Raw genomic sequence first — 13,295 nt, forward strand, 5'->3', positions numbered from 1 at the left:
ATGGCATGACCCGTGAGCACAAACACGTCATCATTTACGGCGCATTCGGGCTACTGCTCGGGACCAAGATCGTCGAAGTACTCCTGACCCGCACCGACACCGGCATCATCGACTGGTGGCTGCTGCTGATCGGCGTTGGAGCGGCCATCGTCCACTACCTGCCCGTCAACGAAAAAAGTGAGCCCGGGGATGACACGCGTAAAAATGAGCCCAAATTCGGTGAAGAAGAAGATACCCTGGTGCTCCGTGATCATTCCCACCCTCAACGAAGCGGATCACCTCGGCGCGACGCTGCGCCGGTTAACCGAAGCAGCCCCAGCCGCTTCCTATGAGGTCATCGTAGTAGATGGAGGCAGCACGGATGCTACCCAGGACATTGCGCGCCGCCACGGCGCACGGATCATTCACGGCACCCGCGGACGCGCCCAGCAAATGAATGCGGGTGCCGAAGTAGCCCACGGTGAAAGCCTCTATTTTCTGCACGCCGATACCCTGCCGCCGCCGGACTGGTGCACCCGCTTACGGGAAAGCCGGGGCGTACCCTGCTGTTTCCGTTTGCGCTTTGCCGGCCAGGAGACCATGCCGTGGCTGCGCCTCTATTCCTTCTTTACCCGCTTCGACGTCGATGCCTTCCGCTTCGGTGACCAGTCGCTGTGGGTCAGCCGCACGGACTTCCTTGCCGTCGGTGGATTCCCCGACTGGCGCCTGCTGGAAGACAACCGCATGGTACGCAATCTAAGGCAACACTGTGGGGATTTTCGCATCCTCGACGGCCACGTCACGACCTCCCCGCGCAAGTACGTGCGGAATGGATTCGTGTACACCCAAATGGTCTATACCCTGCTGTACACTCTCTACCGGCTGGGGGTGGGTCAGCAGCGGCTGCTGGCAATCTACGCGCGCTTACTTCATTAGTTCCAGCAGTCCCCGTAGCGGCACGGCGGCCTGGTGCGGACGGTAATTGAGGTCGTAACGCAGCTCCTGCAGGGCCTTCTCGATGCGGAAAGTATCGAGCAGTACCTCCAGGTCGCGCTCGTCGGCGGGCAGCAGGCGGGTGCCGGGGGTTGCTTTGCGGTAGGCGGTCAGGTATTCCGCCGACAGGTAGCGGTTAGCGGTGCGGAGCCAGTCGGATAGTTGGGTTCTGGCGGTCTGGCTGAGTCCGGGCAGGTCCTCTTCGTACACCAGTCCGGCGGCGTAGCTGATGCTGCGCATCATGTTGGCGATGTCCTTGGCGGGGCTGCGGCGCAGGCGGCGCTGGCTGTAGCTGCGGTCGGGGTCGCCGTCGAAGTTCTGGATCAGGAATTTGTCGTCGCTGATCACCAGTTGCTCGAGGGTAAAATCGCCGTGGATGCGAATCTTGTCGGATTCGATCTTATGGGCGTAAATGCGCTTCAGCTTTTTGTGCAGCCGGTTTTCGCCGGCAATGAATTGGTCGGCGAGTTCGCGGGTCTCTCCCTCCAGTTCGCCATTGATGCGGTGGATCAGGTCGATGGTGCTGCGTACGTCTCCCTTCAGTCCGGCGTATACGCTGCGCTGGTAGTGGAGGGAAAGGGGCTCGGGGGTGAACCCACTTTCGTTCACGTCGGCAAGTACGGTGTGGTAGGCGGCCGTGGCGCGACCGAGTTCGGCGAGCTTGATCACGAAGCTGGGGCCCAGAATATCCTGGATGACCTCCGGCATGTCCTTGTACACGATGGTGTCGGTCACCTGCACCTCATTGGGCTGGGCTTCCTGGGCGTGCTTGTCGGACTGCAGGCGATTCATGATGGTTTCGGAGAACCGGCGCAGGTTATTGAGCACGTACTCCCAGGCATTCCCCTCGTTGGGCTCCCGCTCCTCGAAAATGGCGAGGGTGGCGTTGAGCCGCTGGGTGGGGGTGAAGTGGAGGGTACCGAGCACCTTGGGTGCCGAGCTGTAGCCGCGGCGATTCAGCATCTGCTTCACTTCCAGGTCGGGGACGTCGTTGCCGTCCACGCGGCGGTAGTACTTGATGTTGTAGTCGCGGCTCTGTAGCATCATGTACTCGGTACCGGAGTGGACCAGGTTCGCGTCCTGCCGGGGGGCGGCGGCCATGCTTTCCTGCGCCAGGAACCGGAAGTCCTTCATCGTCCCGTACTCCTTAAGGCCGCTGATGAGTCCGCGGCGATAGTCCTCGTCGTAAAGGGCATCGATGAGTACCACTTTGCGGTCGCCGTTGTCGATGATGGCGATCACTTCCTCGCGGGTCGAGTAGTCCACGTCCTCGTGGTAGTTGTGAAAGGCCAGGGGGAGCTGCAGCAGTTCCGGCAGTCCCTCCAGGAAGGTCACTTCCAGCAACATCCAGCCAAAGTGGCGCTCGCTGGTGGCCTGCATCCGGTAGTCGTAGATCTTGACCTGGTCGAGCTGGCTGGCGCGGGCACCCGTCCACTGTACCGAACGGAGGTAGTTGGGGAGCACCGTTTGCTCCAGGGCACGCAGGTTGCTCTTGTTGAAGAAATTCTTGAGCTGGTCGATGCGCAGGGTCGGCCGGCCGAGCTCGCGGGTATCGACGTTCTGACTGACGACCGTTTCCACCTCCAGCCAGTAATAGCCGTGCCCCGCCAGGGTGACCTGGTATAAATCACGGCCGATGTCGTTGAAGTAAGTCCGCCCGAAGGCCTCCCGCACCCGGCTGCCCTCGTACTCGCTCAGGTCGAGCTTCACGGCCTGGGGATGGCGGCTCAGGTTTACGATGACCACCACGTGCTCATCCTCGAACTCCCGCACGAAGGCCAGGATGCGCCCGTTGTCGGGCTTGAGCCAGTGAATCTTACCGCGGCCGAAGACCTTGAACGACTTGCGCTTGGCGAGCAGCTTTTTGGTCCAGTTGAGCAGGCTGTTGGGGTTCTGCTGCTGGCGGCGGACGTTCACCCAGCGGTAGCTGTATTCCGTATCGCGGATCACGGGCAGGTAGAGGCTGTGGGGATTGGCCTCCGAGAAGCCGGCGTTTTCGTTGTTGTTCCACTGCATGGGAGTGCGCACGCCGTCGCGGTCGCCCAGGTAGTAGTTGTCGCCCATGCCGATCTCGTCGCCGTAGTAGAGCACGGGGGTGCCGGGCAGCGACATCAACAGCACGTTGAGCAGTTCGATCTTGCCGCGGTCGTTGTCCATGAGGGGGGCCAGGCGGCGGCGGATGCCCAGGTTGATGCGGGCGGTGCGGTCGCTGGCGTAGACGTTGTACATGAAGTCGCGCTCCTCGTCGGTCACCATTTCCAGGGTCAGCTCGTCGTGATTGCGCAGGAAGGTGGCCCACTGGCAGTTTTCCGGGATTTCGGGCGTCTGGTCGAAGATGTCGGTGATCGGGTGACGGTCCTCCATCTTGATGCTCATGTACATGCGGGGCATGAGCGGGAAGTGGTAGTTCATGTGGCACTCGTCGCCGTCGCCGAAGTAGCTGGCGCTTTCCTCGGGCCACATATTGGCCTCGGCCAGGAAGAGCACGTTGTCGTAATTGTCGTCGACGTGCTTGCGCAGTTTCTTCAGGAAGACGTGGGTCTCCGGCAGGTTCTCCCCGTTGGTGCCCTCGCGTTCGAAGAGGTAGGGGATGGCGTCGAGGCGGAATCCGTCGATGCCCATGCTCATCCAGTAGTCGAGCACCTTGAAGATTTCCCGCTGTACGTCGGGGCTGTCGTAGTTCAGGTCGGGCTGGTGGTGGAAGAAGCGGTGCCAGTAGTACTGCTTGGCGACGGGGTCCCAGCTCCAGTTGCTCGTCTCGGTATCGGTAAAAATGATCCGTACGTCGGGGTACTTTTCGTCGGTATCGCTCCAGACGTAGTAGTCGCGTTCGGGGCTTCCCTTAGGCGCGCGGCGGGCGCGCTGGAACCACTCGTGCTGGTCGGAGGTGTGGTTGATGACCAGCTCCGTAATGACCTGCAGGCCGCGGGCGTGGGCGGCATCGAGGAAGCGCTTGAAGTCTTCCAGGTTGCCGTAGGGCGGACTTACGTTGTAGTAGTCCGAAATATCGTAGCCATCGTCGCGCAGCGGGCTCGGGTAGAAGGGCAGTGTCCAGATGGCGGTTACGCCGAGTTCTTCGAGGTAGTCCAGCTTCTGTTCCAGGCCGGCAAAATCTCCGATGCCGTCGCCGTTGGCATCAAAAAAACCCTTGATGTTCAATTCGTAGATGATGGCATCTTTATACCAGAGGGGTTCGCGGCGGTAGGTAGTTGTCATAGAGGGGATAGCAATTTCCGGGTACGGGTTACAGAACGGAAGGTAGGTAGTTTTGTGCGTTGGAGGAAGGCGAAGGAAAATGTTGCGGGGGCGCGGGAGCAATGAAGGCGGCAAGCGTGCACTACGGGGCACCAAATAACCGGCCCCGGCCCCGAATTACACCGGACCGATGGTTGCGCAGTATGGGGTAGCTGACCGAATTTACAGCACCGAACAACACCCTTAAACACACCTTATGCCTTGCTTCAACCCCCTTATCCTCCTGTTTCTCTGCTTGCCCGTCACCTTCGTACAGGCCCAGAACGGTTCCCTGCCCGACGCCCTCCACCAGGTCGAAGACGCCCTGGAAACGGTGGAGACCGACCGGTACCGCTACGAACAGGAACTCACCTTCACGCCAGATCGCCCGTGGGAGGTCACCCTCGCAATTACCACCATTAATCAGAAAAACGACAGGGCGGAAACGTTGACGTATTCCCTTAACCTGGCGGACCTGGACCCGCGCCTCGTGAACTACGAAGACGAGCGCGACCAGCAACGGGTCGTACTGAAAACCCGCAATCGGCAACCCTTTATCCGCGTGACCGAGGAGGACGGCTCCGTCGATTACGAATCGGAAGTCAACCTATGGTCGCCGGAAATCGACCGTGCCAAGACCCTCCGCGATCACTTCCGGGAAGCCATCCCCCTGGCCGAAACCGCCTGGGAAGCCGACTTCACCCCGGGAGATAACCTTACCGACCTGCAGCAGTGGATGCACGAAGCCGTCCGCCCGTTCGAGCGGGAAGCCACCACGATCGACGTACAGTGGGAACCCGACGCTCAGCTCAGCGATGTGGTTACCCTCACGGTTACCGATCCGGATAAGGAGGAAACGACGCAGTACCACTTCAGCCTGGCCGATGTCGCAAGAAATACGGTGGAAGTGAAGGTGAGCCGGGGCGACGTCAGCGTACAGCTAGCAGCCATCGGGCGGGAAGACCTCATCGAGGAAAGCGACGGGGAAGGGTCGCTACAGTACACCGATGGACTAGACCTACCCGTCAGCGGACTCGATGAGGCGCGGCGGCTCATGCAGTCGCTTGCCGCCGCCCTGCCCCTGGCCCAGGAATCCCGCGACGCCCGCATGCCCCAGCCCACGGAACTCGCCGGCGCACTTACCCAACTGGCGGAACTGGTCACGGGCACCGTCACCCCCGACGCCGAGATCGAGGCCACCCTGGCCGCCGAACCCCTGGCAACTCTGGAGACGTCCCGCACCGACCTCGGCAAGTCGGAAGTAAAAACATCCAGGCACCTGTTCGCCTTCGCCGACCTCGATCCGGCAAAGCTGACGCTGAATACCCGCCGCGGAGAACTGGCCGTAGTTGCCACCACCACCCGGGGAGCCGATTACGTCCAGTACTGGGAAGACGACGAGATGAAGGGGTACGACGATGAAGTTGCCTTCCCGGTCCGCTCCTTGGAGGATTCCCGCAAGGTCCGCACACTTCTGCCCTTCATCATCGAGCACGCACGGGAGCTGCCCGTAGTCGCTCAGGACATGCCTTGGCTCCAGTCCGCCCTGGAGACACCGGACGAGGAATCCTTCACCCAGGAACTGTCCCTACAGAGCGATGCCCAGGGCGACTGCCAGTGGAGCTTCCTGCTCACCGAATCCGGCCGGAAAACCAGCGAGACCCTCTACGAATTCAACCTCTACGACCTCGACGCCGCCAAGATCGACATCGAGGTCAAGGGCGGCAAGCTAAGCCTCACCATCCCTACCCTCTCCCGCGAAAAGATCATCAACGTATACAAGGACAACGAGCCCGCCTTCACCGAAGAAATGCAGTGGCGCTTCACCAGCCTCTCCGACGCACGCACGGCCGCCGAAACCCTCCGGGCCCGCATCGCCGCCTGCCCCAACTAGTACAATGCTGCCTCCCCCGATAGCTATCGGGGCGAAAGTACAATGCTGCCTCCCCCGATAGCTATCGGGGCGAAAGTACAAAGCTGCCTCCGGCAGCGATGTCCGACGCTGCCTCCGGCAGCGACACCAATAGCTATCGGGGGCAATGTCCACCGACCACGCGCGCAATCACAGGGTCGGCTTGAAAAGCCTCAACCTTAAAGTCCCGCCACCATATCCATACCTTTATCCCATGCCACGCAACGACTACTGGGGATGGTCGCACCGCCCCGCCCCCCAGGCCAAAACCGGCAGCTACCGGCGCAAGTACGGCACCAGCTGGTGGGGCAAGGAATTTCTCTCCGCCCTGCAGCGACTCGACTATTCCGGCCGCCTGAGCCGCGGGCAAACCTACGCGAACAAGGGGCTGGTCGAAGAGATGAAGCAGCCGGCTCCGGGCCGCATCACCGCGGCCGTACAGGGCAGTATGCCGCGGCCGTATGCGGTCACCTTCGACTGGCAGCCCTGGCAACCGCAGGAAGGAAAGATCATCGTCGAGGAGATCCGCAAGAATCCCGCCCTGCTCGGCCAATTGCTGACCGGCGCGCTCCCCGAAGAAATCATGCAGCTGCTGAAGGACCGGGGAATGACCATCTTCCCGGACACCTTCGCGGAGCTGCGGGCTAAGTGCAGCTGTCCCGACTGGGCCGTCCCCTGCAAACACATGGCCGCCGTCATTTACGTCATGGCCGGAGCGATCGACAACGACCCCTTCGAGTTGTTCCGAATGCGCGGCCTGGACCTCCGCGCGGAACTGGTCGGTACCCAGGATGAAGCCATACTCGAATCCGACGCGCCCCCGCTACTCGCGGACTTGCTGCAACCGGTTGCCGGCATCCCGCCCTTTCAGTGGGACGAAGAACTCGCAACGAGCATCGACTTCGGCGGCATCACCGACGGCGGGTGGCAGGCGGTGCGGAGACTGCCGACCGATCCGGCCTTCGATTCGGCGGGCGACTTCCCCTCTTACGTGGAAAAAATCTTTACGACTTCCGCCCGGTTCGCCGACCGGCTCTGGCTGCGGGACGATAGCAAAAGCGGCAAGGCCGGTGAATTACTTCCCCCCGGCGGTCAGCTCGAACTGCACCTGAACGCCGATTTACAGCCGACCACCTTTGCCGCCTACAACGACGAGGACGAGCCACTCCTGGAAATCCGTACCGAAGCGGGCCTACTCGACTGGCTACTGCAGGTCGAGCAGCTGGAACGCCACCAACTCAACAAGGAGGCCCGCAGCCTGCTGCTCGGCTTTCAATTGGCGCGGACGCTGGTCCAACGTAAATCGTTCGTGCCGCGCCTTTTGGTGGGCTCAGAAGGTGCTTACCTGGTGCAGTACGTGCCCGCTACCGCCGACGATACCGCGCGGGACATACTGGATAAGTTTTACCGGCTCACCGCCCCTACCCTGCTGTACTATGTAGACCCGGAGGGTACCTTCCTCGAGTTTCGTGCCGATCGCGAGGGAGAACAGTTGCTCGCTACCCTGATGGGCTGCATCATTCGGCGGGCGACGGAAAAGCTGACGGGCGACACCCCGGCGCGGCGACTCTTCCTCCTCGGTCCGGCAGAACGATTCACGCTGGTCGGAACGGAGGGATTCGGCGCGGCCATTCACCGCTGGCTGGGACAGTTGTACCTGGCGGATCGGCGCTTTCGCCCCATCGTAAAGGTGGAAGAGGGCACGGACGGCCTGACCGTAGAAGTGCTGATCGACGACCGGGAAGCAGCCGGGAAGCAACCGCCGGTCCCGCTGGCGGAATGGCTTCCGGGAGCCGAACGACACGATCGGCTAACGATCATCAAAACCCTCTCATTCCTCTCCGGCCACTTCCCGGAACTGCACGTTTACCTGGCCGGAAACGGCAACTCGCCCATGCGCTTTACGGTCGCTAAATTCGCCCCCGTGCTTACCGCCGTACTGCCGAGCATGGAGGCTCTGGGCGTGCGGGTGCTGCTGCCCGGTGCGCTGCGTAAACTGCTGCGTCCGGCACTGGGACTCAGCGCGCAGACCAAACCGGGCACCGAAGTCTTCGAGCTATCCGGAATCATCTCACTCGACAACATCTTATCCTTCAGTTGGCAGGCCGCCCTGGGTGATGAACTCATTACGGAGGCCGAATTTAGAAAGCTCGTAGGTACGGCGAACGGTCTCGTGAAGTTTAAGGAAAACTACGTTCTGCTCGACGAAGCCGAAGTCGCCCGCTTGCTCAAAGCCCTCGATGCGGGAGAACCCGCCCTCAAACCCCACGAACGGCTGGAGGCTCTATTTACCGAAGAATACGATGGGGCACCCGTGCGGATCGGCCCGGAACTGCGGAAGTTGATCGACGGCTTGAGAAACGGTCCGGCTCCCGCCCCGCCCGCCGGCCTGCAGGCCACCCTGCGCCCCTACCAGTCGCGCGGCTACGCCTGGTTGCACACCAATGCCGGGCTCGGCTTTGGCTCCGTTCTTGCCGACGATATGGGCCTGGGCAAAACCCTGCAGGTCATCACCCTACTGCTGAAGTACGCCGAAGAGGGTCTGCTGAACCGAGAAAAGGCGATCATCGTAGTACCTACCAGTCTGCTCGGGAACTGGCACCGGGAGATGGTACGCTTTGCTCCTGCGCTTCGCGCCCAAGTCTACCACGGAAGTCAGCGCAAGCTGCCGGAGACGGACGATTATGAGGTGTTGCTCACGACCTACGGCATTGCCCGCACCGAAGAAACGACCCTGGGAAAACTCGCCTGGCGGGTGCTGGTCATCGATGAGGCACAGAACATTAAGAATCCCATGGCGAAACAGACCCGCGCCGTGAAGAAACTAAAGGCCCCGGTACGCATTGCCATGAGCGGCACCCCGGTGGAAAACCGCCTACTCGATTACTGGAGCTTGCTCGATTTTACCCTCCCCAAATTTCTCGGCTCCCGCAAGCACTTCAACGAGCACTATGGCCGGCCCATCCAGGGTGAGCACGACCAACGGGCCGCGGCCCGCTTTCAGAAGTTGACGGCCCCCTTCGTCCTGCGCCGCCTGAAGACCGACAAAAGCATCATCAGCGACCTGCCCGACAAGGTAGTCCAGACCGAATACTGCGCCCTCACCGCCGAGCAAACGGCCCTGTACCAGAGCATTCTGGAGGAAAACATGCGGCTGGTCAGGGAATCGGAAGACGGCATCGGTCGCCAGGGGCTCATCCTAAAACTCATCACCGCCCTCAAGCAGTGTTGCAATCACCCGGCCCAGTTCCTGAAGCAGGGTGCCGCCGATTTCACCCGCAGCGGCAAGGGCCTGCTGCTACACGAGCGGCTCACCGGTATCCTCGAGAACAACGACAAGGCCATCATCTTCACCCAGTACCGGGAAATGGGTGAACTCCTACAGCAGATGATCCGCGACAGTTTCGGCCTCGATACCCCCTTCCTCCACGGCGGCACTGCGACCAAGGACCGCGACGGAATGGTCGAGCGGTTTCAGACCGACACCGACTGCCCCTTGCTCCTCATCAGCATCAAGGCTGGCGGGACGGGCCTCAACCTCACCGCCGCCAACCACGTCATCCACTACGACCTCTGGTGGAACCCCGCCGTCGAAGCCCAGGCCACCGACCGCGCCTACCGCATCGGCCAGCAGCGGACGGTCTTCGTACACCGCCTCGTCACCGAGCGCACCTTCGAGGAGAAGATCGACCAGCTCATCCAGTCTAAACAAGAGGTAGCCGACCTCAGCGTAGTCGAAGGTGAAAAGAGCCTCGGCAAGATGACGAACCGGGAGATCGGGGAGCTGGTGCGGCTGGGGTAGAACGCGGTCTCCCCCGATAGTTATCGGGGCGAAAGGACGATGCAGCCTCCGGCTGCGCGCTATGATTGCAGTTGTCACTGCATCCTACCATTCTTCTTCGTATCGATACTCCCGATGATATTCAAAAAATGATTTGTCTATCCGGTGTGCCGTATGAACATGTAATTTTCCTGGTTCCCCAATCAGGTCAAAATTATCTAAAACCGCAAATCCTGCCTAGTCAAATTTGACGTGGTAGTTTGGACACAAACAAAGTAGGTTGGATAAATCTTCTGGTCCATTATGGGGAGCTCCTAAAGGCACCTCCGTGGCCGGTATAAACGATTACAGTTTCAAGGTCAAGATCATCTTCGTACCCTCCACTTAAAACAATCGAATCCGCTCCTTCAGCCTGTGATCCTGAAATCCCGGCCTGCCTCGGTCGGTGGACAAGGGAAAGTGAAAGCTCAACTCTGTTTTCAAATGTTTGACCTTCAATGATGCCTGGTATAGCTCCGAATAGTCTTTTACTCATTGGTTAGCACGGTATGGGTTGAAACAGACAGGTTTATGAGTCAATCGCCAACTAGCTCAGTTTACTTTTGCGATACAATATCAACCAGCGCAGCCGGAGGCTGCATCGGACATCGCGGTTGCAAACCGCATCGTACAGTCGGCCGTCACCAGCGCGGCCAGAGGCCGCATCGTACGACCGTAGGGAGCATCCACGCAAATTTCAAATTGTAAATTCAGCTATTGTAAATTGTAAATTTCAATGTCCCCAGTCAAAATCCGGCTCCTCCCCTACCCGGATTAAGAGTTCCCCACCACGCATGACCCGCTCGAAAGGCAAGCGGACACTCTCCCACTCCTCCCCGTCAAGCTCGGTAGACTGAATGTACAGCTCCGTCTCCGGCTCGCCCTCTACGCGGATGGTGAAGCGCTCGGCGGGATAGTAGCTGCTGTCTAGGTGTACCGTCACCTCCTTAAATACCGGCGTGGTGATCTCGTAGGTGGGCTCCGCAGCAGCGCTGCCGTCGACACTGAAGAGTCCGATGGCCATGAGGACACCGAGGGCACCCATTTGTCCCTGATCCTCGTCGCCGTGGTAGCCGCCGTGGGGGGTGGTTTCTCCGTAGGCGTTTTTGATTTCGCGGACCCATTTCTGACTGAGGTGGGGCGCCCCGGCAAGGTTGAACAGGTGGGCCATGCCGGTACCGGGCTGGTTGCCGTAGTCGACCCAGTTGGCGGCGTGGACCTTATCCGCCGCCTTCAGCCAGTCGGCCTGGGCCTTTTCGAAAGAGCCGTTGAGGGAGTCGAGGTAGTTTTCGCGGCCGCCGAAGAGGTCCATTAGTCCGGGAATGTCGTGGGGGACGTAGTGGGTGTAGATCGCTGAATTGGCCTCGCAGAAGCCGCGGGCGTTGAAATCTTCCACGACGGGAGCAAAGTCTTCAATCCAGCTGCCGTCCATCTCGCGGGGGTGCATGAAGCCGGTGGCAGGGTTCCAGATGTTGCGGTAGTTTTGGGAGCGTTCCATGAAGAAGGTGTAGTCGTCCTCCTTGCCCAGCAATTGGGCGATCTGGGCGAGGCACCAATCCTGGTAGGCGTATTCGAGGGTCATGCTCGCGCCGTCCCGGTGGCCGCCGGGACCCGGGATGCCCTCCGGCACGTAGCCGCGTTCCTCGTAGTACTGCATCCCGCCCCCGAAGGCCGGCGTACGGTGTTCGTAGCCGGCGTGGTCGCGGATTCCCCCGACAAATGCGTTCTTGCGTAGCCCTTCGTAGGCGGCCTTCACGTCGTAGCTATCGATTCCCTTATTCAGGGCGGCGGCGAAGAAGGATACCGCCGGGTCGCCGATCATCACGTAGGTGTAGTTGCCGCCGGAGGGACCGCGGGGGATGAGTCCGCCGTTCTTGTACATATCTACCATGGTGTTGCAGAAGCCGTCCATGATCTCCGGGTAAGCGAGCGACCAGAGTTGGTTGAGCGACCAGTGACTGCCCCACCAGGCGTCGAAGTTGTAGTGGGGAAAGCCGTTGCTTGCTTTTCGGGCGCGGGGCGCAGGTCCAGTGTTGTCGAGGTAAGAGCCGTCCACGTCACTGACGATTCGCCGGCCCAGCAGTGCGTGCCAGAGGTCGGTGTAGAATTTTACGTGCCGTTCTTCCGTGCCGCCTACCACTTCTATTCTGCTCAACATGTCGTTCCACTGCTCCCGCGATTCCCGCCGAACCCTTGCGAAATCCCAGTGGTCCAGTTCGGCGGCCATATTGGCGCGGGCGTTGGCCGGAGAGGTGTAGGAGAGGGCGACTTTGAGCTGGAGGTCGCGCAGGCCGGGATCGAAGGTGAGGTAGGCTCCGACGTCCTTTCCGGCGATGCTGTCCGTCGTCAGGGTTTCCACCGCTCCCTTGCGCCAGCCCCCGAAGTCAGTGGCTGCCGCGCTCGTCTGGGCGTAGAAGTACAGCTTGACGGGCTTCGGGCGGCGGTGGGTCCGGCCCATGATCACGTAACCCTCCAGCTCAGTGGGCGACACGCGGCGGACCATGGAGTAATCCGTCGAATCGTGCGCCAGGAAGGCACCGGTATCAAAAATGAGGTGACGCTCCCGGTTGTCGTTGAAGCGATACTTGTGCAGGCCGACGCGGGTGGTGGAGGTGAGCTCCACATCGACGTCGTAGCGATCCAGGTGCAGCTTGTGGTAGCCGGGGGCGACCTCCTCCGTATCGTGGGAGAAGGGGCTCTGGGTCGCGTCCATACCGAGGTGGCCGCGCATCTCCCCGGTCGTGGGCATCACCGGCACGCCCGACATTTGCCAGGCGTGGACGTGGCTGAAGCAGCGCACCGTCGTGCTGTCGTAGAGGTAGCCCGATTCCCAACTGCCCTTCACGTTGGTGTCGGGGCTGAGGTTCACCATCCCGAACGGCCGGCTCGCCGAGGAAAAGTAGAACCACCGCGACTTGTGGGTATCAATGAGCGGATTGACGTAGTCGACGGGCTGGCGGGTCTGGGCGTGCAGCATGCCCCCCAAAAAAATGAACAGGATCAGGTAAATCGGTAGCGACGTTCGGTTCACGGTGTGGCGTATTTGAACCGGAAGAACGGAATTTTTGGTGGGTTGTGGGGAGTCAGGATGGTGGGTTGAATTCATCAGAGGATGAGCCCTTCTAGGGCGACCCTGAAAAGCGGGCAGCGCAGGGTCGGCCCGGAGGGCCTCAACCTAGCAAAGTAGAAGCGATGTAGTGCCCGGCCTGGATTAATGGTGCCGTTTATCGGACAGGTTTATATCTCAATAACTCCTTCGCCAAGTTCCAGTAACGGCCGGGCGGTAGGCTTGACAAAGAATCGTCTTTTAAGCTTTCACTACCAACCGCTTCATTAAGTGAATTAAGCAATTTTAGG

The 13,295-nt window shown here is 60.6% G+C and carries 8 protein-coding genes; 4 read left to right on the forward strand and 4 right to left on the reverse strand.

Going from position 1 to position 13,295, the window contains the following annotated elements; translation table 11 throughout:
* Positions 1-5 precede the first annotated feature (5 nt).
* Together GGR28_RS15115 and GGR28_RS15120 are read left to right on the forward strand one after the other, a co-directional pair.
* Positions 6-332 carry a hypothetical protein gene (locus GGR28_RS15115; protein ID WP_183496659.1) on the forward strand — a complete coding sequence of 109 codons (327 nt, stop codon included), beginning with the start codon at positions 6-8 and terminating at the stop codon, positions 330-332.
* Complete coding sequence (locus tag GGR28_RS15120) at positions 247-915, forward strand: TIGR04283 family arsenosugar biosynthesis glycosyltransferase (RefSeq protein ID WP_183496660.1); 669 nt, start codon at positions 247-249, stop codon at positions 913-915. The genes GGR28_RS15115 and GGR28_RS15120 overlap by 86 nt, the downstream gene beginning before the upstream one ends.
* On the opposite strand, the gene treS is transcribed toward GGR28_RS15120, so the two are convergent.
* The gene (gene treS / locus GGR28_RS15125) at positions 904-4,188 is read right to left on the reverse strand and encodes a maltose alpha-D-glucosyltransferase (protein ID WP_183496661.1); all 3,285 of its coding nucleotides are present in this window, start codon (positions 4,186-4,188) and stop codon (positions 904-906) included. The genes GGR28_RS15120 and treS overlap by 12 nt on opposite strands.
* A gap of 235 nt (positions 4,189-4,423) precedes the next feature.
* Here treS and GGR28_RS15130 point away from each other — a divergent pair, with 235 nt between their 5' ends.
* Positions 4,424-6,100, forward strand: a complete 1,677-nt coding sequence (locus GGR28_RS15130) for a hypothetical protein (RefSeq protein ID WP_183496662.1) — start codon at positions 4,424-4,426, stop codon at positions 6,098-6,100.
* A gap of 232 nt (positions 6,101-6,332) precedes the next feature.
* Positions 6,333-9,920: an SNF2-related protein gene (locus GGR28_RS15135; RefSeq protein ID WP_183496663.1), complete on the forward strand. Its 3,588-nt coding sequence runs from the start codon at positions 6,333-6,335 to the stop codon at positions 9,918-9,920.
* 216 nt (positions 9,921-10,136) lie between these two features.
* Here the strand turns inward: GGR28_RS15135 and GGR28_RS19510 are convergent, their stop codons facing one another.
* The 3 genes from GGR28_RS19510 to GGR28_RS15145 form a co-directional block, all read right to left on the reverse strand.
* The gene (locus tag GGR28_RS19510; protein WP_406603762.1) at positions 10,137-10,223 is read right to left on the reverse strand and encodes an HNH endonuclease; all 87 of its coding nucleotides are present in this window, start codon (positions 10,221-10,223) and stop codon (positions 10,137-10,139) included.
* Positions 10,201-10,434, reverse strand: coding sequence for a YDG/SRA domain-containing protein (locus GGR28_RS19515; protein WP_221233911.1), 234 nt, complete (start codon positions 10,432-10,434; stop codon positions 10,201-10,203). Before GGR28_RS19515 ends, GGR28_RS19510 begins: the two co-directional genes overlap by 23 nt.
* A 237-nt stretch (positions 10,435-10,671) precedes the next feature.
* Positions 10,672-12,969: a GH92 family glycosyl hydrolase gene (locus GGR28_RS15145; RefSeq protein ID WP_221233912.1), complete on the reverse strand. Its 2,298-nt coding sequence runs from the start codon at positions 12,967-12,969 to the stop codon at positions 10,672-10,674.
* Positions 12,970-13,295 lie beyond the last annotated feature (326 nt).

It is taken from the genome of Neolewinella aquimaris (assembly GCF_014197245.1).
Taxonomy (GTDB): Bacteria; Bacteroidota; Bacteroidia; order Chitinophagales; family Saprospiraceae; genus Neolewinella; species Neolewinella aquimaris.

Excerpts from the sequence above, each read along its gene's own strand:
- GGR28_RS15115 (WP_183496659.1), top strand. The coding sequence starts at position 6 with ATGACCCGTGAGCACAAACACGTCATCATTTACGGCGCATTCGGGCTA.
- treS (WP_183496661.1), bottom strand. The coding sequence starts at position 4,188 with ATGACAACTACCTACCGCCGCGAACCCCTCTGGTATAAAGATGCCATC.
- GGR28_RS15135 (WP_183496663.1), top strand. The coding sequence starts at position 6,333 with ATGCCACGCAACGACTACTGGGGATGGTCGCACCGCCCCGCCCCCCAG.
- GGR28_RS15130 (WP_183496662.1), top strand. The coding sequence starts at position 4,424 with ATGCCTTGCTTCAACCCCCTTATCCTCCTGTTTCTCTGCTTGCCCGTC.
- GGR28_RS19515 (WP_221233911.1), bottom strand. The coding sequence starts at position 10,434 with ATGAGTAAAAGACTATTCGGAGCTATACCAGGCATCATTGAAGGTCAA.